This window comes from Pseudoduganella namucuonensis (assembly GCF_900116645.1).
GTDB lineage: Bacteria > Pseudomonadota > Gammaproteobacteria > Burkholderiales > Burkholderiaceae_D > Rugamonas > Rugamonas namucuonensis.
In genome coordinates, this window is record NZ_FPBO01000001.1 from 243,373 (window position 1) to 267,074 (window position 23,702).

19 protein-coding genes are annotated in these 23,702 nt (G+C 68.3%); 10 read left to right on the forward strand and 9 right to left on the reverse strand.

Annotation, left to right across the window (positions count from 1 at the left end; translation table 11 throughout):
- The first annotated feature begins 27 nt into the window (after nucleotides 1-27).
- The 6 genes from BM436_RS01070 to BM436_RS01095 all read left to right on the forward strand — a co-directional run bounded on the left by BM436_RS01070 (nucleotide 28) and on the right by BM436_RS01095 (nucleotide 6,867).
- Nucleotides 28-1,140: an acyltransferase family protein gene (locus BM436_RS01070; RefSeq protein WP_218164794.1), complete on the forward strand. Its 1,113-nt coding sequence runs from the start codon at nucleotides 28-30 to the stop codon at nucleotides 1,138-1,140.
- Between the two features lie 78 nt (nucleotides 1,141-1,218).
- On the forward strand, nucleotides 1,219-1,962 hold the full coding sequence (locus BM436_RS01075; RefSeq protein ID WP_093552571.1) for a FadR/GntR family transcriptional regulator: 744 nt from the start codon (nucleotides 1,219-1,221) through the stop codon (nucleotides 1,960-1,962).
- A 237-nt stretch (nucleotides 1,963-2,199) separates the two neighbouring features.
- On the forward strand, nucleotides 2,200-3,111 hold the full coding sequence (kdgD, locus tag BM436_RS01080) for a 5-dehydro-4-deoxyglucarate dehydratase (RefSeq protein ID WP_093552573.1): 912 nt from the start codon (nucleotides 2,200-2,202) through the stop codon (nucleotides 3,109-3,111).
- A gap of 49 nt (nucleotides 3,112-3,160) precedes the next feature.
- On the forward strand, nucleotides 3,161-4,735 hold the full coding sequence (locus BM436_RS01085; RefSeq protein WP_093552575.1) for an aldehyde dehydrogenase (NADP(+)): 1,575 nt from the start codon (nucleotides 3,161-3,163) through the stop codon (nucleotides 4,733-4,735).
- Nucleotides 4,723-5,598 (forward strand): SMP-30/gluconolactonase/LRE family protein, encoded by an 876-nt coding sequence (locus tag BM436_RS01090; protein ID WP_093552577.1) that lies wholly within the window; start codon nucleotides 4,723-4,725, stop codon nucleotides 5,596-5,598. Before BM436_RS01085 ends, BM436_RS01090 begins: the two co-directional genes overlap by 13 nt.
- Nucleotides 5,599-5,817: 219 nt before the next feature.
- Nucleotides 5,818-6,867 (forward strand): pectate lyase family protein, encoded by a 1,050-nt coding sequence (locus BM436_RS01095; RefSeq protein WP_093552579.1) that lies wholly within the window; start codon nucleotides 5,818-5,820, stop codon nucleotides 6,865-6,867.
- A gap of 51 nt (nucleotides 6,868-6,918) precedes the next feature.
- Here the strand turns inward: BM436_RS01095 and BM436_RS01100 are convergent, their stop codons facing one another.
- The 5 genes from BM436_RS01100 to BM436_RS01120 all read right to left on the reverse strand — a co-directional run bounded on the left by BM436_RS01100 (nucleotide 6,919) and on the right by BM436_RS01120 (nucleotide 14,903).
- Complete coding sequence (locus BM436_RS01100; RefSeq protein ID WP_093552581.1) at nucleotides 6,919-8,778, reverse strand: glycoside hydrolase family 28 protein; 1,860 nt, start codon at nucleotides 8,776-8,778, stop codon at nucleotides 6,919-6,921.
- Nucleotides 8,779-8,788: 10 nt separating this feature from the next.
- On the reverse strand, nucleotides 8,789-10,471 hold the full coding sequence (locus BM436_RS01105; RefSeq protein WP_093552583.1) for a pectinesterase family protein: 1,683 nt from the start codon (nucleotides 10,469-10,471) through the stop codon (nucleotides 8,789-8,791).
- Nucleotides 10,468-11,316, reverse strand: coding sequence for a rhamnogalacturonan acetylesterase (locus tag BM436_RS01110; protein WP_093552585.1), 849 nt, complete (start codon nucleotides 11,314-11,316; stop codon nucleotides 10,468-10,470). The genes BM436_RS01105 and BM436_RS01110 overlap by 4 nt, the downstream gene beginning before the upstream one ends.
- 82 nt (nucleotides 11,317-11,398) lie before the next feature.
- The gene (locus tag BM436_RS01115) at nucleotides 11,399-14,110 is read right to left on the reverse strand and encodes a TonB-dependent receptor (RefSeq protein WP_093552587.1); all 2,712 of its coding nucleotides are present in this window, start codon (nucleotides 14,108-14,110) and stop codon (nucleotides 11,399-11,401) included.
- Between the two features lie 91 nt (nucleotides 14,111-14,201).
- Nucleotides 14,202-14,903 (reverse strand): FadR/GntR family transcriptional regulator, encoded by a 702-nt coding sequence (locus BM436_RS01120; RefSeq protein ID WP_177306884.1) that lies wholly within the window; start codon nucleotides 14,901-14,903, stop codon nucleotides 14,202-14,204.
- Nucleotides 14,904-15,063: 160 nt separating this feature from the next.
- Here BM436_RS01120 and garD point away from each other — a divergent pair, with 160 nt between their 5' ends.
- Entirely contained in the window at nucleotides 15,064-16,626 is a 1,563-nt protein-coding gene (garD, locus tag BM436_RS01125; RefSeq protein ID WP_093552591.1) for a galactarate dehydratase, read from the forward strand.
- Nucleotides 16,627-16,675: 49 nt separating this feature from the next.
- Nucleotides 16,676-17,482, forward strand: coding sequence for an NAD-dependent epimerase/dehydratase family protein (locus BM436_RS01130; protein WP_093552593.1), 807 nt, complete (start codon nucleotides 16,676-16,678; stop codon nucleotides 17,480-17,482).
- 24 nt (nucleotides 17,483-17,506) lie between these two features.
- On the opposite strand, the gene BM436_RS01135 is transcribed toward BM436_RS01130, so the two are convergent.
- The 4 genes from BM436_RS01135 to BM436_RS01150 form a co-directional block, all read right to left on the reverse strand.
- Nucleotides 17,507-19,882 (reverse strand): CPBP family intramembrane glutamic endopeptidase, encoded by a 2,376-nt coding sequence (locus BM436_RS01135; RefSeq protein ID WP_093552595.1) that lies wholly within the window; start codon nucleotides 19,880-19,882, stop codon nucleotides 17,507-17,509.
- Entirely contained in the window at nucleotides 19,879-20,616 is a 738-nt protein-coding gene (locus BM436_RS01140) for an ABC transporter ATP-binding protein (protein WP_093552597.1), read from the reverse strand. Before BM436_RS01140 ends, BM436_RS01135 begins: the two co-directional genes overlap by 4 nt.
- Before the next feature lie 75 nt (nucleotides 20,617-20,691).
- Nucleotides 20,692-21,366: a signal peptidase I gene (gene lepB, locus BM436_RS01145; protein WP_093552599.1), complete on the reverse strand. Its 675-nt coding sequence runs from the start codon at nucleotides 21,364-21,366 to the stop codon at nucleotides 20,692-20,694.
- Nucleotides 21,367-21,425: 59 nt separating this feature from the next.
- Nucleotides 21,426-22,109 carry an ArsR/SmtB family transcription factor gene (locus BM436_RS01150; RefSeq protein ID WP_093552601.1) on the reverse strand — a complete coding sequence of 228 codons (684 nt, stop codon included), beginning with the start codon at nucleotides 22,107-22,109 and terminating at the stop codon, nucleotides 21,426-21,428.
- 76 nt (nucleotides 22,110-22,185) lie between these two features.
- On the opposite strand from BM436_RS01150, the gene BM436_RS01155 reads away from it, so the two are divergent.
- Both BM436_RS01155 and BM436_RS01160 read left to right on the forward strand, forming a co-directional pair.
- A complete protein-coding gene (locus tag BM436_RS01155; RefSeq protein ID WP_093552603.1) occupies nucleotides 22,186-23,343 on the forward strand; it encodes a cytochrome P450 family protein in 1,158 nt (385 codons plus the stop codon).
- A complete protein-coding gene (locus BM436_RS01160) occupies nucleotides 23,340-23,702 on the forward strand; it encodes an antibiotic biosynthesis monooxygenase family protein (protein ID WP_093552605.1) in 363 nt (120 codons plus the stop codon). Before BM436_RS01155 ends, BM436_RS01160 begins: the two co-directional genes overlap by 4 nt.

Consider the following 23,702-nt stretch of genomic DNA (forward strand, 5'->3'; position numbering starts at 1 on the left):
GTTTCCCTCACAGGCCATGGTTCAAGTTTGGTTTCCAACATCAGCGCAAGCCGCGCGCCGGGCCTCGACCTGCTGCGCGCCATCGCCATCATCTGGGTCATGCTCTACCACTACGAGAACTACGGCGGCCGGCTGGCGGCGTTTGTCGGGTACGGCTGGATGGGCGTGGACCTGTTCTTTGTGCTCAGCGGCTATTTGATCGGATGGCAGTTGTTGCGGCCTTACGCCGGCGGCGAGGTGCCGCGCTGGGGCCGGTTCTTCCTGCGCAGGGCGTTCCGCATCCTGCCGCCGTATCTCGCTGTGCTGGGGCTGTACGTCCTGCTGCCGGCGCTGCGGGAGCGCGAGGGCATGCAGCCCTTGTGGATGTTCCTGACCTTCGGCTGGAACCTGTTCGCCAGCTACGGGCCGAACCTGGCGTTTTCCCACGCCTGGTCGCTCTGTGTGGAGGAGCACTTCTACCTGCTGCTGCCGCCGCTGGTGTGGTTGCTGGCGCGCAGGCCGCGCGCCTGGAAGACGGTGTGCGTCATCCTCCTGGTGCTGGCGGGCGGCATGGCGCTGCGCGCCTGGCTGTGGCGGCACCAGGTCGCGCCGGTGCTGGACGTGCACAGCGGGGAGGGCAATATGTTCCAGCGCTATATCGAGTCGATTTACTACCCGACGTATACGCGGCTGGACGGCCTGCTGGCCGGCGTGACGCTGGCGGCGATCCGCGCCTTCCGTCCGGCCTGGTGGGCGTGGGCCATGGCGCGCGGATGGCTGTTCCTCGCGCCGGGACTGGCGATGGTCTTCGCGGCGGGGTGGATATTCAGGGACATCTTCGGCTTCGCCGGCGCCGTGATCGGCTATCCGCTGCTGTCGGCGGGCCTGGCGCTGGTGCTGGTCGCTGCGGCCAGTCCCGCCACTTGGCCGGGCCGCGTGTCCATCCCGGGCGTCCGCGCCATCGCCGGCATGGCGTTCAGCCTCTACCTGATCCACAAGATGGCCTACCACCAGGTCCAACAGCATCTGGGCGCGTATCTGGACGGTTCTCCGTTGCTGGGTTTTCTAGCCTTCAACCTCGCGGCGCTGGCGGCGGGGACCATGCTCTACCTTTTGGTCGAGAGGCCCGCGCTAAGATTGCGGCGCAGAGTCGGCGGGTAGGGCTCACTGCCGGCTATGTAGGACATCGTACAACCGGGCTGCTATAATCCCGACATCCTCCGTCCAATCGCTCACCCCATGACTGAATCCGCCGCCGTCGCTCCGTTCCAGGCCCCGAAAAAGCGCCATCGCAACCTCGCGCAGGGGGTGGTGGAGAGCATCACCGCGAGCATCCAGGGCGGCCAGTTGAAGCCGGGCGACAAGCTGCCGACCGAATCGGTCATCATGGACATGCACGGCGTCAGCCGCACCGTGGTGCGCGAGGCGATCTCGCACCTGCAGGCGGCCGGACTGGTCGAGACCAAGCACGGCATCGGCACCTTCGTGCTGGAGCCGAAACCGCAGGCGCTGCGCATCTCGGCCGACACCATCCGCACCATCGGCGACGTGCTGTCCATCCTGGAGCTGCGCATCAGCCTGGAGACCGAGGCGGCCTTCCTGGCGGCCTCGCGCCGCTCCGATCAGCAGCTGCTGGCGCTGGCCGACGCGCTGCGCCGCATCCGCGAGGGCGGCTCGGTGGAGGCGGACGTGCAGTTCCACCTGCTGATCGCGCAATCGACCGGCAACCGCTATTTCACCGACATCCTGACCGACCTGGGCACCCACATCATCCCGCGCGCCCGCGTCAACTCGGCGCAGCTGGCGCACGACGAACCCGCCCAGTACATCGAGCGCGTGAACCGCGAGCACGAGGACATCTACAACGCCATCGCGCGCCAGGACCCGGAGGGCGCCCGCGCCGCCATGCGCACCCACCTGAGCCACAGCCGCGAGCGGCTGCGCAAGGCCCAGGAGGACATTGCCACCGACGGCGCCGCCTAAGAGGCCGCTCAAAATGCGCATGGCTGCGTTGCGGCTCCTCGCCGTGCGGGTGCACTGTCTTCGTCGCCGCGCCTTGCCCTGCGCATTTTGAGCGGCCTCTAGCTCTAGGCGCGGCGGCTAAAAAGGGCGCGGCGGACACAAACCGCTCAAAACGCTTGCGTGGTTTCGCATCTAGTTGTACGATGTCATACAACAAGTCGGCGCGGTGCCGCTTACATTCCTAAATCTGGAGAAGACATGCAACCTAATGACCTCAAAACCATCCTTTCGTCCGGCCTGCTGTCCTTCCCGGTCACCGACTTCGACGCGCAGGGCAACTTCCGCAAGGACACCTACGCCGAGCGTCTGGAATGGCTGGCCCCGTACGGCGCCAGCGCGCTGTTCGCCGCCGGCGGCACCGGCGAGTTCTTCTCGCTGACCACCAAGGAATACACCGACGTCGTCAAGACCGCCGTCGACACCTGCAAGGGCAAGGTGCCGATCCTGGCCGGCGCCGGCGGCGCGACCCGCGTGGCGATCGAATACGCGCAGGAAGCCGAGCGCCTGGGCGCGCAGGGCGTGCTGCTGCTGCCGCACTACCTGACCGAATCGAACCAGGACGGCCTGATGCGCCACGTGGAAGAGGTGTGCGCCTCCGTGGACTTCGGCGTGGTGGTCTACAACCGCAACGTGTGCCGCCTGAACGCGGACTCGCTGGAAAAGCTGGCCGACCGCTGCCCCAACCTGATCGGCTTCAAGGACGGCCTGGGCGACATCGAACTGATGATGCAGATTTGGCGCCGCATGGGCGACCGCTTCAGCTACCTGGGCGGCCTGCCGACCGCGGAAGTTTACGCGGCGGCCTACAAGGCGCTGGGCGTTCCGGTGTATTCTTCGGCGGTGTTCAACTTCATGCCGAAACTGGCCATGGACTTCTACCACGCCATCGCCAACGACGACCACGCCGCGCAGAACAAGATGCTGGACGAGTTCTTCCTGCCGTACCTGGAGATCCGCAACCGCAAGGGCGGCTACGCGGTGTCGATCGTGAAGGCCGGTGCCCGCCTGGTGGGCCATGACGCGGGCCCGGTCCGCGCGCCGCTGACCGACCTGACCGAGGAAGAATGCGCGATGCTGGACGCGCTGATCAAGAAACAAGGCGCACAGTAATAGAACCCAAGGGGCGCAAGCCCCTTTTTACATTTTTAGGAGCGAAACAATGCAAATTTCTGGTGAAATGATCATCGGCCGTACGGCGGTCAAGGGCGAGAACGGTTCCGTCAAGGCGATCGACCCTTCCCGCAACGAGCAGATCGAACCGGCGTTCGGGCTGGGCGGCGACGCGGAACTGCAGCGCGCCTGCGCACTGGCCGACGAGGCCTTCGACCGTTATCGTGAAACCGGATTGGAGCAGCGCGCCCGCTTCCTGGAAACCATCGCCGACCGCATCATGGACATCGGCCCGGCGCTGATCGAGCGCGCGATGCGGGAATCCGGCCTGCCGCAAGCCCGCCTGGAAGGCGAGCGCGGACGCACCTGCAACCAGCTGCGCCTGTTCGCCAAGGTGGTGCGCGACGGCCGCTTCCTGTCCGCGACGCTGGATTCCAAGCTGCCGGACCGCGCGCCGCCGCGCGCCGACATCCGCCTGCGCAAGATCGGCCTGGGTCCTGTGGCCGTGTTCGGCGCCAGCAATTTCCCGCTGGCGTTCTCCGTGGCCGGCGGCGACACCGCCTCCGCGCTGGCCGCCGGCTGCCCGGTGGTGGTGAAGGCCCACTCGGCCCACCTGGGCACCTCCGAGCTGGTGGCCAAGGCCGTGCAGAAAGCGGCCATCGAGTGCGACATGCCGGAAGGCGTGTTCTCGATGGTGATCGGTTCCGGCCAGACCATGGGCCAGAACCTGGTGTCGCACCCGGCCATCAAGGCGGTCGGCTTCACCGGCTCCCGCCAGGGCGGCCTGGCGCTGATGCGCACCGCCTTCGCGCGCCATGAACCCATCCCGGTGTACGCCGAGATGGCCAGCATCAACCCCGTGTTCCTGCTGCCGGGCGCGCTGGAAAACGCCAAGCTGCCGCAAGCCTTCGCCGATTCGCTGACCATGGGCGCGGGCCAATTCTGCACCAACCCGGGCCTGCTGATCTCCGTGGACAGCCCGTCGCTGCAGCAGTTCGTCGACAGCGCGGTCGCCGCGCTGCAAGCGAAACCGCAGCAGACCATGCTGACCCCCGGCATCCACCAGGCCTACGTGTCCGGCGTGGACAAGCTGGCCGGCATCGCAGGCATCAAGAAGCTGGCCGAGGGCCAGACCGCCGGCATGCCGTGCGGCGCGGTCGCCTCGCTGTACGAGGTGAGCGCCGAGGCCTTCCTGGCCAATCCGGAACTGGAGGGCGAAATCTTCGGCCCCTGCTCGCTGCTGATCCGCTGCCGCGACAACGACGAGATGCTGAGCGTGGCCAGGCACCTGGAAGGCCAGCTGACCGCCACCGTGCACGCCACCGGCGCCGACATCGGCATCGCCGGCAAGCTGCTGCCGGTGCTGGAGCGCAAGGCCGGCCGCGTGCTGTTCAACGGCTTCCCGACCGGCGTGGAAGTGTCGCACGCGATGGTGCACGGCGGCCCGTTCCCGTCCACCTCCGACAGCCGCAGCACCTCCGTGGGCGCGTCCGCCATCGACCGCTTCCTGCGTCCGGTGTGCTATCAGGACGTGCCGGCCGAGCTGATGCCGGTCGCCATCGCCGACGGCAACCCGCTGGCGATTCCACGCGTGGAAGACGGCGACCTGGTATGGAACGCGTAGGCGACCTCGTTTGCGGCGTGGGGGAAAGCCCGGTCTGGGACGCGGTCGACGCGGCCTGGTACTGGGTGGACATCCCCGCCAGGCGCGTGTGGCGCATGGACGGTTCCAGCGGCGCGCTGCGCCATTGGGACACGTCCGAGATGGTGGCCTGCGTCGCGCCCAAGGCGAGCGGCGGCCTGATCGCCGGTATGGAAAGCGGCTTGTTCAGCCTGGAGCTGGGCGACGCGCGACAAGCCGGGGAGACGCGCCTGTCCGGCGCCGAAGGGCTGGGCCCCGGCCTGCGCTTCAACGACGGACGCTGCGACCGCCAGGGTCGCTTCTGGGCCGGCACCATGTTCATGGACATGGCGGCGGCGCGCGCCGTAGGGCGCTTGTTCCGCTACGAAGCCGGCGCCGGCATTTCGGCGCCGGTGGTGTCCGAACTGTTGACGCAGAACGGCCTCGCGTTCTCGCCGGACAGCCGGGTCATGTACCTGTCCGATTCGCATCCGCAGCGCCGGCTGGTGTGGGCCTTCGATTACGACGCCGAAACGGGCGTGCCGTCCAACCGCCGCCTGTTCGCGGACCTGAACCAGCACGTGGGCCGTCCCGACGGCGCCGCGGTGGACGCCGACGGCTGCTACTGGATCTGCGCCAACGACGCCGGCTGCCTGCTGCGCTTCACGCCCGAGGGCAGGCTGGACCGCCGGGTGGACGTGCCGATGCTGAAGCCCGCCATGTGCGCTTTCGGCGGCGACGACCTGCGCACGCTGCTGGTCACGTCCATCCCGTCCGGCAAGCCGGAGGACGCGGACTGGGGCGGGGCGGTGGTGACGCTGCGGCCCGGCGTGCAGGGTGTGGCCGAGGTCCGCTTCAACGGCTGAACGGCTTTGCGAACCACGCCACGGCGGCCCTCAGGGGCCGCTTTTTTTTTGTCCATACCGTAAACTGGTCAGGCCAAAAATATGTATTTGTAATATTGGTCAGTCCAAGTGTTGTATTTTGGCCTGACCATTGACAGCAATGTTGAATAAAGCGCATCCTGGATTCGCAGTTCACAGTCTTCCCATCAAGGTAATAACAATCACATAGGAGATGGACGAATGAAGGTAACGCATCTGAAAACACTATTCGCCGCGGCCGCGCTGGCAGCCGCCACTTGCGCCGTGGCCGGGCCGATCGGCTACGGCGCCGCCACCACGGGCGGCGGCGGCGCCACCCCCGTCAACGTCGCCACGCTGGCCGACATGCAGGCGAAGATCAACGCCTACAACGGCACCAGCGGCCTGGTGCTCAACTACACCGGCAAGTTCGATTACGCCACCATCACCGACGTTTGCGCCCAATGGCAAAAGCCGGCCCAGACGCTGGAGGTGAAGAACAAGAGCAATATCACGATCAAGGGCGCGGGCGACTCGACCGCGAACTTCGGCATCCACATCGCCGGCAACGCCAACAACATCATCGTGCAGAACATGACGATAGGCTTGTTGCAGGGCGGCGAGGCGGCCGATTCGATCTCGATCGAAGGCATGTCGTCGGGCAAACCCAGCAATATCTGGATCGACCACAACACGATCTTCGCCTCGCTCACCAATTGCCCCGGCGCCGGCGACGCCTCCTTCGACGGCGGCATCGACATGAAGAAGGGCGCGCACCACGTCACCATTTCGTACAACCACGTCTACAACTACCAGAAGGTGTCGCTGAACGGCTATAGCGACAGCGACACCCTGAACGCGGGGGCGCGCACCACCTACCACAACAACCGTTTCGAGAACGTCAAGTCGCGCCTGCCGTTGCAGCGCTTTGGCCAGAGCCACATTTTCAATAACTACTTCAACAACGTGCTCTCGTCCGGTATCAACGTGCGCATGGATGGCATCTCGCTGATCGAGGCGAACTACTTCGAAAACGTGAAGAACCCCGTCACTTCGCGCGACAGCAGCAGGATCGGCTACTGGGACCTGCGCGACAACCACGTCGGCGCGGGCATCACCTGGGACGCCACGGGCGACTCGGTGAACGCCACCGACTGGGCCACCACCAAGGCCTATGGCCCCACCGGCTACGCCTATACGGCGATCCCGGCATCGGACGTGAAAGCCAAGGCGATCGCCACCGCCGGCGCGCGCACCAACCTGGCCCAATAGGGCGGGCGGGCCGCCGCGGCGCCAATAGCCGCGGCGGCCTTTCCTACGGACTTAGGCCGACAGCGTGGTGTTGTGCACCGTGCCGCCGATGGTCACGTTCTTCAGCTTCAATCCCTTCACGTTGTACAGCCACCATGGCGCCTTGTCGTTGACCGGGGTGCCGAAGTCGCAGTCGGTGATGGTCACGTCGGTCACCGGCACCACGACCGGCATGGGTTGCGGACCGTTGTAGTCCGAGGCCACCGGCCCCAGTATCACGATCGCCTGGAAGCAGGACGCCGGCTTGCCGTCCTTGGTCTTCACGTTCCCCACCTTCACGTTCGAGATCTGCACATTGGTGACGATGGGCGGGCGGGTGCGCACGCTGTCGGCGATGGGCGCGTAGTCGCAGTCGAAGGTCACCACCGCGCCGGCCGCCGTGGCCACGGTGCGCGACTGGATCGGCGATCCGGGCAGCGAGGCGTAGAACGAGGGGCTGGTCTGCACGCCGTTCGGGATGCTGACGTTGCGCACGTAGAAATTGCGCAGGTAGCCGCCGCGGTTCAAATTGGTCTTCAGGCGGATCGCGGTGTTGAGCGGATTGGTGGCCCAGTTGATGTTCTCGAACACCAGGTCCTGCGCGTACACGTTCTGGATGCCGCCGGCCATCTCGCTGCCCAGCGTGACGGCGCCGTGGCCGCTCTGCATGACGCACTTCTGGATGACGATGTTTTGCGAGGGGCCGAAGTGCGTGTCCTGGTTCTTGCCGGCCTTGATGGCGATGCAGTCGTCGCCGCTGTCGAAGGTGCAGCCCTCGACCAGCACGTGGTCGCAGGCCTCGGGGTCGAAGCCGTCGCTGTTCGGTCCCAGGCTGTTGCAGAACACGTTGCGGATCACCAGGTTGCGGCAGTGCACCGGGTGGTGCTGCCAGAACGGCGTGTGCGTCACCTGGTAGCCCTGCAGCAGCACGTTGGTGCAGCCGATGATGTGCACCATCGAGGGACGCAGGTAGTGGCCCAGGCCGAACACGCGGCGCGCCAGCGGCACGCCCGCCTCGGACAGCGCCGGCAGGTAGTGCTCGTCCGCGCGCCATTTGCCGCCTTCTCCCTGGATCAGCAGGCGTTCCTCTTCCGTCAGGTTCGGCGCCACCTCGATCATGGATTTCGGATTGAGCGCGTTTTCCGCATTGCCCGCCGGTTTGCCCGCCACGTAGTTCGGCGTGCTGCCCTGGGCGATGGAGTTCATCGTGCGCTGCTTGCCCTTCCAGGTCCACCAGCAGTCGTTGCCGCCCTCGAAGGGCAGGCCGCCTTGGCCGTTGATGACGCTGGTCCAGTCCTCGCCGGTGAAGGCGATGTTGTCCTGGCCGTAGGCGTAGACCATGGAGGCGAAATTGAGGCAGTCGTTGGATTGCCAGCGCGTGATCACCAGCTTGCCGTTCTTGCCGCAATCGAAGTCGCCGTATTTGGCGTAGTCGCCCGGGTTGTTGCTGAAGTAGATGTGCGCGCCTTTTTTCAGGTGCACGTGCACGTTCGACAGCAGCACGATGGGACCGGCGCAGTACCAGTCGCCGGCCGGGATGACCACGCGGCCGCCGCCGGCCTTGTGGCAGGCCGCGATGGCCGCCGCGAAGGCGGAGTAGCAGTCTTTCGCGCCCAGGACGGGCGTGTCCAGCAACTTCTCGTCCTCGAACGAGATCCAGCCCTTCACCTTGCGCAGCTTGCATGGCGCCGCGCCGTATTTGGTGACCGGGAAGTCCTCCTTGCGGAAGTTGAGCGGCTTGGACAGGCGCTTGACGATTTCCGCCGCGCGCTCCCACGGATCGGGCTCGCTCGCCGCCTGCGCGGCGGCGGGCACGCCGCCCGCGAGGGCCGCGCCTGCCGCCGAGGCGGCCTTCATCAGGTTGCGGCGCCGCTGGTTGATGTTGATGCTCATGCTGTCTTCCTCAGTCGTGTGTGTTGTTGTATTCGGTCAGGAATGGCTCCGCCGGTCGCGGTTGGCCGGTGTAGCCCAGGTGCAGGACGGGATCGATGCCGGCCGCCTTCAGGTTGGTCCAGTAATCGTCCGAGTTGAATTGCGCGGGACGGTAGTTCAGCGTGCCGTTTCGGTTCCAGTCGGACCAGGGGCGTTCCCGGTTGATGTGCGGTCCGATGCGCGAATTGAGAACGGCCATCTTGCCCACCGTCTCCAGCACCGTGGGCGTGATGGTGCCGGCCGGCGCCTTGAACACGCTGGTCTCGCCCAGCGTGCAGGAATAGCCTTCCAGCGGCACCTTGCCGTAGGGCGTGCAGCGCTGGTTGTGGAACCATTGGCGCGCCAGGTAAAACTGTCCCGCCAGCGCGTTGGGCTTGCCGTCGCTGGTGAAGCGGCACTGGTCGAACACCAGGCCGTATCTGGTCTTGTGGTTGGTGTTGGCCGCGCCCACGTAGGACGTGCTGCGGTCGCCCAGCGATTTGATCTCGCTCTGGCGGAAGAAAGCCGTGGTGTCGCCGAAGATGAAGTCGACGTCGCCCTCGATATAGGATTTGTTGAAGAAGCTGCGCACGGTGTGACGCGCCTCGGCGGATTTGAGGTACAGCGTGTCCTGGAAGCCGATCAGGCGGATGTCCTCGAACTGCACCTTGTCCGCGCCCTCGACCAGCAGCGCAACGGCCTGGTGGTGGACCACGCCTTTCTGGGGATTGATGTCGGCGCGGCCGCAGGGGCGTTCGCCGCATTCCTCGCGCGCGTTGCCGGTGTCCTTGTTGTAGCCGTTCTCGAAGGTGATGTTGCGGGCCTGGAAGCCGTTGTTCCGCACCCACACCGTCATCGAGCCGCCGGTGCTGATGTTGGGACGGTCCTTCACCAGCGCGTGCATGGCTTGCACGGCCGGGTGGGCCGAGGCGAACTGCGGGCCGTATTGCGCCGTGTAGCTGGCGCCGCTGACGGCGGCGTCCAGGCGGGCCGTGATTGTCGTGTCGGCGGCGCTGGCGCCTTCGCCGTACAGCGTGATCGGCGCGGCCTCGGCCGGGATGTAGACCAGCTCCTTGTACACGCCCGGCTTGACCAGGATGTGGATGCGCGGCCGGGCCACGGCGGCATCGCCGCCTTGGCTGTCGGCGACCGCGCGGCTGACCGCCGCCTGCACCGTGTTGAACGTGGCGACGCCGTCGGCCTTCGCGCCCGCGTCCACGGTGTAGGCGGGTTTGAAACGCGCGCCTTTGGCCAGCGGGTCCGCCAGCGGGTCCCACGGGTCGACCCGCTCGGCGCCAGTCGGGCCGACGTACTTCAGCACTTCCTTGTAGTCGTAGCGCTTCGCGTCGGCCGCGCTCAGTTGCGGGCGGGCGGTGCCGGTGCTGGCGCTGGGGCCCGCGCCGGTGCCGGCGTCGCGGATCGTCGCGGCCGGTTGAGTCGCCGGTAGCACTGCAGGTTGAGCCGCCGGTAGCGCAGCCGGTTGAGCCGGCGAATGCGCGGCTGCCGGCGCGGCAGGTTGCGCGGCCGCGCCGGGCGATGCGGCGAGACCGGCGAGACTGGCGAGGGCGGCGAAGGCACCGAAGTTGGCGACCTTGGCGAAGGCGGCGATTCCGTCCGTGCCGCGGTTCGGCTGACGGGCGCCCGCCGCGCCGCGGCGGAATCGCCGCGCGGTCATTGCTGGCCCTCCGGCTTGAACTCGCCGGCGATCTCGGGAATGGCCGCCTTCAGTTCCCGCTCCACCATGCGCGCGAACAGCGCCGCGCCCTTGGCGCCGAGGTGGGTGCGGTCGAAGCTGGTCTTGGCCGCGCCGGCGGGCTCGATGTTCGCCATCGCGGCGCCCGCGGCGACGGGCGTGCCGGGGAGGACGGCGGGCGCCTTGTAGTTGGCCGGACGCGGCTCCATCGCCAGCGTGTCCGCCTCGTCCTGGCCCATGGCTTGCACGGCGGCGTGGCTGTCGGCGTTCAGGTCCAGCAGCGGCGCCTTTTCCTGCGCAGCGACCTTGCGGGTCGCGTCGGCCCAGGGCTGGAGGTTGTTCTCCAACACGCCATCCTTGAAGGTGCGCCGGGTCAGTGGCGTCAGCAGCACGGGCACGCCGCCCAGCGCCTTCACTTCCTGCGCGTAGCGCGCGATATTGACGGGGAATTCGGTGGCCAGGTCGGTGGAGCGGCCCGGCTTGCCCGGCTGGTCGTTGTGGCCGAACTGGATCAGCACATAGGTGGCGCGATAGGCGGCGCTGCCGCGCAGCAGGCCTTGCACCTCGTCCCAGCGGCCCTCGGCGCGGAAGCTGGCGGAGCTGCGGCCGCCGCGCGCCAGGTTGATGCAGGTGTCGCCGCGCGAGATGCGCGCGCACAGCGCGTCGCCGTAGCCGCTGTTGTTGGCCATGGTGGAGTCGCCCACCAGGATGAAGCGGACGGGTTTTTTCTCGACGGCCGGCGCGGCGTTCTGCGCCGAGGCCACGCCCGCTTGCAGCGCGAGCGCCGTTGCCGCCAGTGCCGCCGCGGCGGCGAGTTGTTGTCTCATGGTTGTCCTTGTTTGAAAGTGCGTTCTTCGATGGATAAGGTGACGCGGCCGGCGGCGCGGCCTGCCGCGCCGCCGCCGTGCGTCAGAAATTATAGGTCGCGCGAAGATTGTAGGCACGTCCCACCGGGCTGGCCGCGCTGCTCAGGTAGCCGAAGGAATAGCCGCTGTGGTTGGTCACCGGCGGGTTCTTGTCGAACAGGTTGGTCACGCCGGCCACGATCTGCACGTTCTTGATGCCCTTGTAGGTCGCGGTCAGGTTCCACACCTTGTAGGCCTCGATGTCGCGCCAGTACTGCTGCGCCACCAGGTTCTGGTCCTCGTACGAGGAGTTGTAGTTCTGCGTCGCCTGCGCCGACCAGTCGCCCTTGGCCCAGGACAGTTTCAACGTGTGCTTCCAGCGGTAGGTGATGATGGGGAAGCTGCTGGTGGTGCCGTTGCTGGCCAGGCCGAAGCGGCCGACGTTGGACACGAAGGGGCTGTCCGCCTCCAGCTGGTTGTCGAACTGCGTCAGGTAGGTGCCGTCCAGCTGCACTTTGAAGTCGCCGGCCACGTTGCGCGGGAAGGCGTAGGTGGCCGAGATGTCGACGCCGGCGGCCTTCTGGCCGCCCAGGTTCATGGTCACGTTGCGGATGTAGTTGATGGTGCGGTCGGCGTTGCGCACCACCAGGTGCGCGTATTTGTCCGGGTACAGGAAGTACACCTGCTGCGGCAGGTTGGCCAGCATGTCGGTCATGCGCACGTTCCAGTAGTCGGCCGACACGGTCAGGGACTTCATCGGCTCGAACACGGCGCCCAGGGTCCAGCCGCGCGACTTCTCCGGTTTCAGGTCGGCGTTGGAGCCCACCTGCACCGGCAGCGTGACGTTGCAGACCTCGGAGGCCACATAGCCGGGCAGCGCCTTGCCGGTGCCGGCCGCGCCGGGCGTGCCGCCGGGGCACAGCACCGGGTCGTCCCAGCGCGCGGAGGTGCGGCCGGTGGCGCCGGGCAGGCGGTAGCCGTAGGCGTCGAACAGGGTCGGCGCGCGGAAGCCGGTGTTGGCCGAGCCGCGGAACATCATGCTCTTGGTCGGCTCCCAGCGGAAGCTGACCTTGGGGTTGACGGTGTTGCCGAAGTCGCTGAAGTAGTCGTCGCGGGCGGCGAAGTTCACGTTCAGCGTCTTGGTCAGCGGCATGTCCAGCTCGACGTGGGCGGCCACCACGTTGCGCGCGCCCTCGCCGTGCGAGGCGGTCGAGTTCAGGTAGGTGACCTCGTTCTGGATCGCCAGCTTGTCGTCGCGCGTGGTGTCGCGGTGCAGGTCGCCGCCGATGGCGACGGTCATCGGGCCGCCGGACAGCTGCATCAATTCGCGGCTGGCGCTGATGTCCACGCCGGTGAAGGTGCTCTTGGAGTCGCGGTTCTTCTGGCCGTCCACGGACACCGATTTCAGGTAGTCCAGGCCGGCCTGGTCCTGCAGGCCGAAGGGATTGAGCGCGCCGGACTTCAGGCCGTCCAGCAGGCCCTGGCCGCGGAAGAAGCCGTTCTGGTAGTGGTTTTCGCGCTCGCTCACGCCGAGCACCAGGCCGGTGCGCACGTCCCACTCGCCGAAGCGGTTCTCGTCGCTGACGGCCAGGCGCTGGTTGACCTGCGTGTCCTTCTGCACGGCCGCGCCGTAGTCGGCCACGGCCCAGGTCACGGTGAGCGGGGCGTTGTTCAGGCCCGTCATGGCGGGCACGCCGCCGCTGGCGCCGGGGTACCACTTGCTGGTGGACGGCAGGCTGGCGGTCACGCCGTTGACGGCCACCGCGTTGGTGGGATTGCGGGCCGCGAAGATCGAGGCCTGGCCGCGCACGTAGTCGATGGTCAGCGTGTGGTCGTCGTTGAAGCGCTTGGTGCCGCGCGCGTAGAAGGTCACGCGCTCGTTGGCGTGCAGCGCGGTGCCGTATTCGTTGTTGTTCAGGATGCAGCTGGTGCCGCCGCCGACGATGGAGTAGGGCGCCTGGCAGCCGGTGGCGAAGTAGGGGTTGCGGGCGGTGCGGTTGGCCGCGGTGGTGAAGTTGGCCGGGGTGGCGTTGCCGCCGCTGCCCAGGGTGGGCGAGCGGCCGATGCTGGTCAGCAGTTCGGCGGAACTCAGGTCGGCGCGGTCGCGCGCGTTCAGGCGGCTGCGGCGGTGCGCGTCGATGGTGGCGTACACGTTCCAGCCGTCGGTGGCCAGGCTGCCCAGGCCGTAGGTGACGGACACGCGCTGCTCGTCGCCGCCGCCCTTGCGCTCCGGTTCGATGTACTGGGCGGTGACGGAGCCGCCCTGCACGTCGCGCTTGGTGATGAAGTTGACCACGCCGCCGATGGCGTCCGAGCCGTAGATGGAGGAGGCGCCGTCGCGCAGGATCTCGACACGCGACAGGGCGCTCATCGGGATCACGTCCAGGTTGGCGTAGCCGTCCGAGATCGCCTCGTTGGCCAGGCGGCGGCCGTTCAGCAGCACCAGGGTGCGGTTCACGCCCAGGCCGCGCAGGTTGATGTTGGTGCCCGAGCCGGCGTTGGACGGCGCCAGCGAGGCCGATTGCGGCAGCGCCATCATCACGTCGGCCAGCGTGGTCATGCCGCGCTCGGCGAATTCCTCGGCCTTGATGGTCGATACCGGCAGCGCCGCCTCGCTGGCCAGGCGCTTGATGCTGGAGCCGGTGACCTCGACGCGGGTCATGTTGTCCTGGGCGTGGACCTGCGCGGCGCCCGTCAGCGTCAGGACCGCGATGGCGATGGAGGTGAGCAGTGGGCGTGGCTGGGCCGCGAGGCACTGGCTGGTGTGCTTGGTCATGGTGTCGTCTCTGGTTGTTTTAAAAAAGGTCGCGCGGCCGGGAGTCGGCCGCGATGGTTGCGGGTTCTGGTATCCGGTTTATGGCGCGGGGCTATCCCCGCGAGAAGGTCCGGGTCACGCGCTCCAAGTGGGAGCGCATGGCCTTCCTGGCGGCGGCCGGGTCGTGCGCGGCGATGGCCTCCAGGATGCGGCGGTGGTCCTTCAGCGTCTCCTGGCGCAGCTCCTCGGTCTGGAAGTGCTCCTTCAGCTTGTGCCACAGGCGGCCGCGCTGGTCCCACAGGTAGTTCAGCGATCCCACCAGCGCGCTGTTGCCGGTGGCGCGGGCGATGGCCAGGTGGAAGTTGCGGTCGGCCTGCTCGTTGCTGGACTTGTTGGCGTGGCTGGCCTCCATCTCCAGCACCGCCTGCAGGATGGCGTCCACCGCGCCGTCGGTCGCCACGCGGGCGGCGATGGCGGCGATTTCGGCCTCGATCATGCGGCGCGCGGACAGCACCTCGAACGGGCCGGCGCCCGCCTCCGGCAGCGCGATGTCCGGCTCGGCGCGGGAACTGACGTAGACGCCGGAGCCGCCGCGCACCTCGATCACGCCGCCCAGTTCCAGCGCGATCAGCGCCTCCCGCAGCGAGGCGCGGCTGACACTGAGCTTGGTGGCCAGGTCGCGTTCGGAGGGCAGCCGCTCGCCGGCGTGGATGCCCTCGTCCAGGATCAGCCGCTGGATGCGGTCGGCGACCAGACGGTACAGCCGGGGCTCGTGGCTGGCTGCGTCGTGCGGCGTATGTGTCTTCTTCTGGATCAAGATGTGTCCCCGGTGTCGTTGCTTTTTTGCGATCTGGTCAGGCCATTCTAAGGTGGTCAGGCCAAATAATCAATCTGGACTAGCCAAATTTTTCATAATCTGCCATACTCGTTTGAACGGGAAACAACAGCAAGTAACTCAACAAGGACGCGAAAAAATGACGACAGAGCCGAGCGCAAACAGCCCGCGCTACATCCTCATGCACGACAACGACAATGTGGCGATCGTCGTCAACGATGGAGGGCTGCCGGCGGGGACCGTGTTCCCGAACGGACTGGTGCTGCGCGAAGCGGTGCCGCAGGGGCACAAGGTGGCGCTGCGCGCCTTCGCCAAGGGCGACCCCGTCATCCGCTACAACGTGACTATTGGTTATGCCGCGCTGGATATCGAAGAGGGAAGCTGGATCGCCGAACCGCAGGTGGAGATGCCGCCGGCGCGCGAGTTGGTCAACCTGCCGATCGCCACCGTGAAGCCGCCGCCGATGGAGCCGCTGGAGGGCTACACCTTCGAGGGCTACCGCAACGCGGACGGCAGCGTGGGCACGCGCAACATCCTGGCCATCACCACCACCGTGCAGTGCGTGGCGGGCGTGGTGGAGCACGCGGTCAAGCGCATCAAGGACGAGCTGCTGCCCAAGTATCCGCACGTGGACGACGTGGTGGGCCTGGAGCACACCTACGGCTGCGGCGTGGCGATCGACGCGCCGGGCGCCAACATCCCCATCCGCACCGTGCGCAACATCAGCCTGAACCCGAATTTCGGCGGCCAGGCCATGGTGGTCAGCCTGGGTTGCGAGAAGCTGCAGCCGGCGCGCCTGTTCCCGCGTGGCTCGATTCCGATCCAGAACAACGGCGGCGCCGACCCGGCCCACGTGTGCCTGCAGGACCAGGGCCACGTCGGCTTCCAGTCGATGATAGCTTCCATCATGAAGACGGCGGAATCGCAGCTGGCGGTGCTGAACCAGCGCCGCCGCGAGACGGTGCCGGCGTCCGAGCTGGTGGTGGGCGTGCAGTGCGGCGGCAGCGACGCCTTCTCCGGCGTGACGGCCAATCCGGCCGTCGGCTACGCCACCGACCTGCTGGTGCGCGCCGGCGGCACCGTGATGTTCTCGGAGGTGACCGAGGTGCGCGACGGCATCGACCAGCTCACCTCGCGCGCCGTGAACGCGGAGGTGGCGGCGGCGATGATACGCGAGATGGACTGGTACGATCAGTACCTGAAGCGGGGCGGCGTGGACCGCAGCGCCAACACCACGCCGGGCAACAAGAAGGGCGGCCTGTCCAACATCGTCGAGAAGGCCATGGGTTCCATCGTCAAGAGCGGCAGCAGCCCGATCTCCGGCGTGCTGTCGCCGGGCGAGAAGCTGACGCAGAAGGGCCTGATCTACGCGGCCACCCCGGCCAGCGATTTCATTTGCGGCACGCTGCAGGTGGCGGCCGGCATGAACCTGCACATCTTCACCACCGGCCGCGGCACGCCCTACGGCCTGGCCGAGGTGCCGGTCATCAAGGTGGCCACCCGCAACGAGCTGGCGGCGCGCTGGCACGACCTGATGGACGTGAACGCGGGCCGCATCGCCAGCGGCGAGGCCTCGATCGCCGACGTGGGCTGGGAGATGTTCCGTTTGATGCTGGACGTGGCCAGCGGCCGCAAGACCTACGCCGAGCAATGGAAGCTGCACAACGCGCTGGTGCTGTTCAATCCCGCCCCTGTCACCTGAGTTGGCGTATCATACGACATCGTACAACTTTATTCGCACCGGACTAGATATGAGCAAACCATTCAAACGCATACTGCTGACCGGCGCCGCCGGCGGCCTGGGTAAAATCCTGCGCGACCGCATCAAGCCCTGGGCGGACGTGGTCGTGCTGAGCGACATCGGCGACATGGGCGAGGCCCGCGAGGGCGAGGAGATCGTGCGCTGCGACCTGTCCGACAAGGCGGCCGTGATCTCCCTGCTGGAGGGCGTGGAGGCGGTGCTGCACTTCGGCGGCATCTCCACCGAGAGCAATTTCGAGGCCATCATGGCGGCCAACATCCAGGGCACGTACAACCTGTACGAGGCCGCGCACAAGGCCGGCACCCGCCGCATCGTGTTCGCCAGCTCCAACCACACGATCGGTTTCCACAAGGTGACCGAGGTGCTGGACGCCGACAGCCCGACCCGCCCGGACAGCATGTACGGCATCAGCAAGGTGTTCGGCGAGCAGCTGGCGCGCTATTACTTCGACCGCACCGGCATCGAGACCGTGTGCCTGCGCATCGGCTCCTCCTTCCCCGAGCCGAAGAATCCGCGCATGATGCGCACCTGGCTGAGCTACGACGACCTGGTGGAGGCGCTGCGCTGCTCGCTGATGGCGCCGCGCGTCGGCCACGCCATCCTGTACGGCCAGTCGAACAACGAGGCGGTGTGGTGGGACAACAGCAAGGCCGCCTTCATCGGCTTCAAGCCCAAGGACAGCTCGGAGCAGTTCAAGCACCTGTTCCCGGACACCGGCGCCTATCCCGAGAAGGACGACGCCGCGACCCTGTACCAGGGCGGCGGTTTCGTCAACGACGGTCCGCAGTACGTCTAAGCCCGCGCTCCGGCGCCGGGGCGGTCAGCCGGCCTGGATGGCCAGCACCGCCCCGTTGTACGCCGCGTGCACCAGCATCGGCGCCAGCAGCGACTTGCAGCGCTCGTAGGCCCAGGCGGTGCACAGGCCCAGCACGAACACGGGCATGATCGCCGTCGAGGGATGGACGATGGCGAACAGCGCCGCGCTGCCCAGCGCGGCCGGCCAGGCGCCCGCCAGGCGGCGCAGGCCGTTGTGGATCAATCCCCTGAAAATGAATTCCTCGAACACCGGCGCCGCGCACACCGAGAGCGCGACCAGCCAGCGCAGCTCGGACGGCGGCTTCGCCGGCCACCATTGGGTCTCGCGTATCAGCGCCAGGTAGCCCGCCCCGAACAGCACGGCCACCGCCGCCGCCGCCAGGCCGTGGCGCGTCGCCGCGCCCAGCGCCGCCGCCTTGCCGCCCGCGTCCGCGTGCAGCACCTCGGGCACGCCGCCGGTCTTGTGGCGCCAGTAGACCAGCCGCGTGAGCGCGTACACGGCGGCGCCGGCGATGGCGAAGGCGTACACCGTGTGGTACAGGCCCGTGTGCCCGTCCCGGGCCAGCAACATCCGCCCCAGGGCCTGCAGCACGAAGAACAGCGTGGCCGCGATCAGCCCGTCGGACAGCGCCACGCGCGCCGGCGGCGAGGCCGCCGGATCGAGCAGGTAGGGCAGCTCGTCGCGCGCCTTCTGCCACAGGGCCAGCGACAGCGAACCGGTGAGGATCACGATGGTCACGCTTTGTATCCATTCCGGCGCGTACAGCGCGTAGACATACAGGCTGCACAGCATCAGGTAGAGGTAGGAGTAGCTGGGGCGGATGCGCGCCTGCAGTTCCTGCGCCATGGGATCGCAGGCGAAGATGCCCAGCGAGACGGCGATGCCGGTGTAGATGGGGATGCCGGCCAGCGCGATGGCCGCCAGGCCCGCCAGTCGCCAGTCGAAGACGGGCGAGTAGGCCAGGCCGACGCCGAACACGATCAAGGGGTAGAGCAGGGCCAGCGCGCCCCACAGCTGCGCCTTCTCCTTCAGCATGGCCTCGATGGAGCGGGGGAAGGTGTACAGCATCCACAGCGCGTTGCCCTCCGTGTTCAGCGTCTGGAAGGCCGACAGCATCAGCACATAGCTGCCGATGCCGAAGGCGATCGCCGCCATCAGCTGCTGGTTTTCGCCGATCAGCGTGACGCTGCTGAGCTGACCGTTGAACAGCAGCTGGCTGCCCACGATCACCACCGGCACCAGCAGGCTCTGGACCAGGAAGGCGCGGTCGCGGCCGAGCAGGCGCAGTTCGCGCCGCTGCAAGGTGGTGCCGACGCGCCAGCGGGGCGCGGCGGCGTCGTCCAGCGCCGCCTGGCCGCCGGCCGCCGCGCGGCCGGCCTCGCGCGCGCCGCTGGCCACCACGCCGTGGCGCAGCTGGTGCTTCAGCAGCGCCACCCCGGCCCACAGCAGCGCGGCGCTTTGCGCCAGCAGCAGCGCGGCGGCGCCCCACGCCTGCGCCGCGCCGCGGTCGGTCAGCGCCCGCACGGCCAGGCCGGGCGGGGTCCACAAGGTCCAGGCGGGGAAGGCGCGCGCCCAGTCCATGGTGAAGGAATTGTTGGACCAGATCGAATACGAGATCGCCATGTACATCAGCGGCATGCACAGCAGCGACGCCATGGCCTGCAGGTTGCGCAGCTGCGACGGCGGCAGCGACAGGCGCAGGCCGGTGTCGGCCAGCGTGCGCGCCAGCGCGGCGAGCCCCAGCAGCACGAAGGCGACGGCGGCGCCCATCGGCGGCGCCAGCCAGCCGTGGCCCGCGTACCAGGCCAGCATGGAGCAGGTGGGCCATAGCGCCAGGATGCCGCCGGGGTTGGCGACGCTGCGCTCCAGCAGCCGGCCCCACAGCAGCGTGCCGCGCCGCACCGGCAGCGTGACCAGCCACTCCAGGTCCCAGTCGGCCTGGGCCAGTTCGCGGCTGCCCAGCGGCAGCAGGAAGCTCACCAGCCAAAGCAGCAGCAGCACCAGCGTGGCGGCGGCCGCCAGCGCGGGGCTGAAGGGCGCCGCGTGCAGGCTGGCGCCGATGGCGGCCATGGCCTGCTCCCGCGGCGCCTGGGACAGGGCCGCCGCGCAGTGGCCGGCGTGGTCGATCTTGCAGTGCAGGTTCAACAGCGAGGTGCGCGACACGTTGGCGAAGGTGAACAGCATGCCGAACGCCACCAGCGGCGCCAGGATCCAGCGCGCGCCGCGCTTGCCGCCGGTGGCCGAGCGGCTCTTGGCGTTGGCGCCCTTGCGGCCCTGGAAGGCCGAGAACATGTTCAGGATGCGCAGCAGGCGCAGGCGCGCCAGCAGCCACATGGCGCCGGCGGCGCCGGGGGCGCCGGAGGGGACGGGGCCGCTCATCGCGCCGGCTCGCCGGCTTCGTCGGTGATCTTCAGGAACACCTCCTCCAGCGAGCCGTCGTCGGAGGCCGCGGCGCGCAGCTCCTCCAGCGTGCCGCTGGCCACCAGCGCGCCGCGGTGGATGATGCCCACGCGGTCGCACATGCGTTCGGCCATGTCCAGCAGGTGGGTGGAGACGAAGATGGTGGTGCCCGAGGCGGCCGCCGCCAGCAGGCGTTCCTGCACGTCGCGCGAGGCGCGCGGGTCGAGGCCGTTGATCGGCTCGTCCAGGATCAGCACCTTGGGATTGTGGATCAGCGCGCACGCCAGGCCGAGCTTCTTCTTCATGCCCATCGAATAGTTGACGGCGAATTCCTCGGTCACCTCCTCCAGGCCCAGTTCGCGCAGCAGGCGGTGCGCGCGGCCGGCCGCCTCGGAGCGCGAGAAGCCGTGCATCTCGCCGACGAATTGCAGGATCTCGCGGCCGCGCAGGTAGTCGTAGAAGATGGGCGTGTCGGGCAGGTAGCCGACGTGGCGCTTGACCTCGGCCGCGTCGGCGTGGCAATCGAGGCCGTCCACCAGCACCCGGCCCGCGCTGGGCTGCAGTATGCCCATCAGCATGCGGATGGTGGTGGTCTTGCCGGCCCCGTTGGGACCGAGGAAGCCGAACACCTCGCCGCGCTTCACGCTCAGCGTGAAGGGTTTGACGGCCTCGTAGCCGCCGTAGGATTTGGACAGTCCCTGGAATTCGATCATCGCCGCCTCGCCGCATGCTGAAAAGTTTGCATGGATTATAAGGGCGGGGCGGCGCCCCGGTGACCGGCCGGGGAATTAATCTCCCAGCGCCATGCCGAAACGCTCGGTGCGCGGCAGCCAGTTGCCCTGGATGTCGGCCGACACCAGCACGCGCTCGGCGCGGCCGATCAGCAATTCGCGCGGCACCAGGCCGATGTAGCGCGAATCGACGCTGTTGTTGCGGTTATCGCCCAGCATCAGGTACTGGCCGGCAGGCACTTGCATGGCGGGGAAGTCGCGCTTGGCGCTGGCCACCTGCGGCAGCAGCTGGATGCGGCGTTCGCTGCCGCCGGCGCTCTCGGTCAGTTGCACGGCCTGCAGCTGGCCGACGTTGGCGATGGCCTCCAGCGCGTCGGCCGGCATGCTGTAGGAAGCGGGCTTGCCGTTGATGGTCAACTGGTCGTCCCGCATCGAGATGGTGTCGCCGGGCAGGGCGATCACGCGCTTGATCAGGCGGGTCTTGTCCTTGGGCGAGGAGAAGGTGACGATGTCGCCGCGCTGCGGCTCGCCCAGGTGGGTCACGACCACGTCGGTCAGCGGCACTTTCAGGTCGTAGGCGAGGCGGTTCACGAACACCACGTCGCCCTCCAGCAGGTTGGGGTGCATGGAACCGGACGGGATCGGGTTCCAGTCGGCGACGGCGGTGCGGAACAGGCCAAACAGCATCAGGAACATGATGAAGCCTTTGTTGGCGCGCATCCAATTTTTCATTGTTATCTCCGCAATGGGTTTGTGTTGGAACATCATCTGCGGCCAATCTTAATTGGCGCTTAGGCGTCCGGGCCGAAGGCCCGCAGCATCTTGCGCTGGCCGTTGGGCGGCACGGACAGCGCGCGGCTGTCCAGGTCCCGCTCCACCCAGCCGCGCTCGAGCGCCAGCCGCAGCAGGGCCGCGCCCAGCGCGCCGCCGATGTGCGGGGTGCGCTCGCTCCAGTCCAGGCAGGGACAGGCGAAACGGCGGCGCAGCTTGCGCAGCGAGGGCACGTCCATGCCGAGGCCTTCGCAGCCCCGTTCGCCCAGCGGCGTCAGCGTGTACTCCTTGCCGGCGGCGGGCGCCAGCCAGCCCTGCGCGGCGAGTTGGTCGTGCAGCCGCACGGCGACGGCGCCTGCCATGTGGTCGTAGCAGGTGCGCGCGTGGCGCAAACGGTCCGGCGTGTTGGGCTTGAACGGCGCGCGCGGCACGCCCGCCACCACCAGCAGCGCCTCCAGCGCGGCGGCCACCTCGGCGTCCGCCAGCTGGTAGTAGCGGTGCTTGCCCTGCGCCAGCAGCCGCACCAGGCGCTCGTCCCTCAGGCGCGCCAGGTGGGCGCTGGCGGTGGAGGGGCTCACCTCGGCCACGATGGACAGCTCGGTGCTGGTGCGGGCGTGGCCATCGAGCAGGCAGCACAGCATGCGCGCGCGAGCCGGTTCGGCGATGGCGCCGGCGATGCGGGCCAGGTGATTGTCTGCATCCATGATTCGGTCCGGGGCGAATTGTTGTTGCGGTTTTCGCAGGATACTGCACACATCGACATATGCAAAGGAGGGCGGGATGCACGCCATGGACGACGACATTCCACACGCGATCGCCGCGGTCACCCATCGGGACCCCTATCCCTGGTACGCGCGGCGGGCTGCGCGTGACGGGCTGTTTTACGACCGCGAGTTGCGGCTGTGGGTCGCGGCCAGTGCGCGGGCGGTGGGCGAGGTGCTGGCGCACGCGGATTGCCGCGTGCGTCCGCCGGCCGAGCCGGTGCCCGCCGCGATCGCGGGCGGCGCGGCGGGACAGGTGTTCGGGGCGCTGGTGCGCATGAACGACGGCGAGCGGCACGCCGTGCCCGGGCTGGCACTGCGGCGCGCGCTGGCGGCGCTGGACGCGGCCGCGGCGCGCCAGCGGGCCGCGCGGGTGGCCGCCGGGCTGGCGTCCGTGCACGACTTGCGCGCGCCGGATGGCTTGTCGGCCTGGATGTTCGGCGTGCCGGTGCGCACCGTCGCCAGCCTGCTGGGTTTTCCCGACACGGAGTTGCCGCGGGTGGCGGTGTGGATGGGGGAGTTCGTCGCCTGCCTGTCGCCGCTCAGCGGCGCCGAACAGATAGACCTCGCGCACGGCGCGGCGCTGGCGCTGCTGGACGGTTTCAGCGCGCTGACGCGGTCCGGCGCCGCCGCGCCGGGCAGCCTGCTGGCGCTGGTGGCCGCCGAGGCCGAGGCGGCGGGCTGGGACCATGGTCGGGCGATACTGGCCAACCTGGTCGGCTTGCTGTCGCAGACCTACGAGGCGACGGCGGGGCTGATCGGCAACAGCGTCGTGGCGCTGCTGCGCGAGCCGGGGCGGGCCTCGGCCGGCTGCGACGCGCTGGTCCTCGGCGTGATGCGCGACGATCCGCCTATCCAGAACACGCGCCGCTTCATGGCGTGCGCGACTCAAGTGTGCGGCGTCCAGCTCGAGGCCGGGCAGGCCATCTTGCTGCTGCTCGCCGCGGCCGGCCGCGACGTCGCCGGCGCCGCGCATTCCCAGGGCGGCTCGTCGCGTCCATACGGCTACGGCCGGGGCGTCCACGCGTGCCCCGGCGACGCGCTGTCGCTGAACATCGCCTCGGCCGCGCTGGAGGCGCTGCTGGAGCGCGCGCCGCCGGCCAATATGGACTGGCGCTACCGGCCCTCGGTCAACGCCCGCGTCCCTGAATTCATCCACCGCAAGGAGACAGCATGATCGCCGTTATTTTCGAAGTCTGGCCGCGCGCTGAGCGCAAGCAGGAATACCTCGACATCGCCGCGTCGTTGCGGCCCTTGCTGGAAGAGGTGGACGGCTTCATTTCCATCGAGCGCTTCGAGAGCCTGAGCCAGCCCGGCAAGCTGCTGTCGCTGTCCTTCTTCCGCGACGAGGCGGCCGTCGCGCACTGGCGGCGGCTGGAGGCGCACCGCGCGGCGCAGTCGGCCGGCCGCGCGTCCATCTTCGACGACTACCGCCTGCGCATCGCCGGCGTGGTGCGCGACTATGGCCTGCGCGAGCGCGAACAGGCCCCCGCCGACAGCCGCGAGCGGCATCAGGCGCCGCCGCCGCGCGGGTGA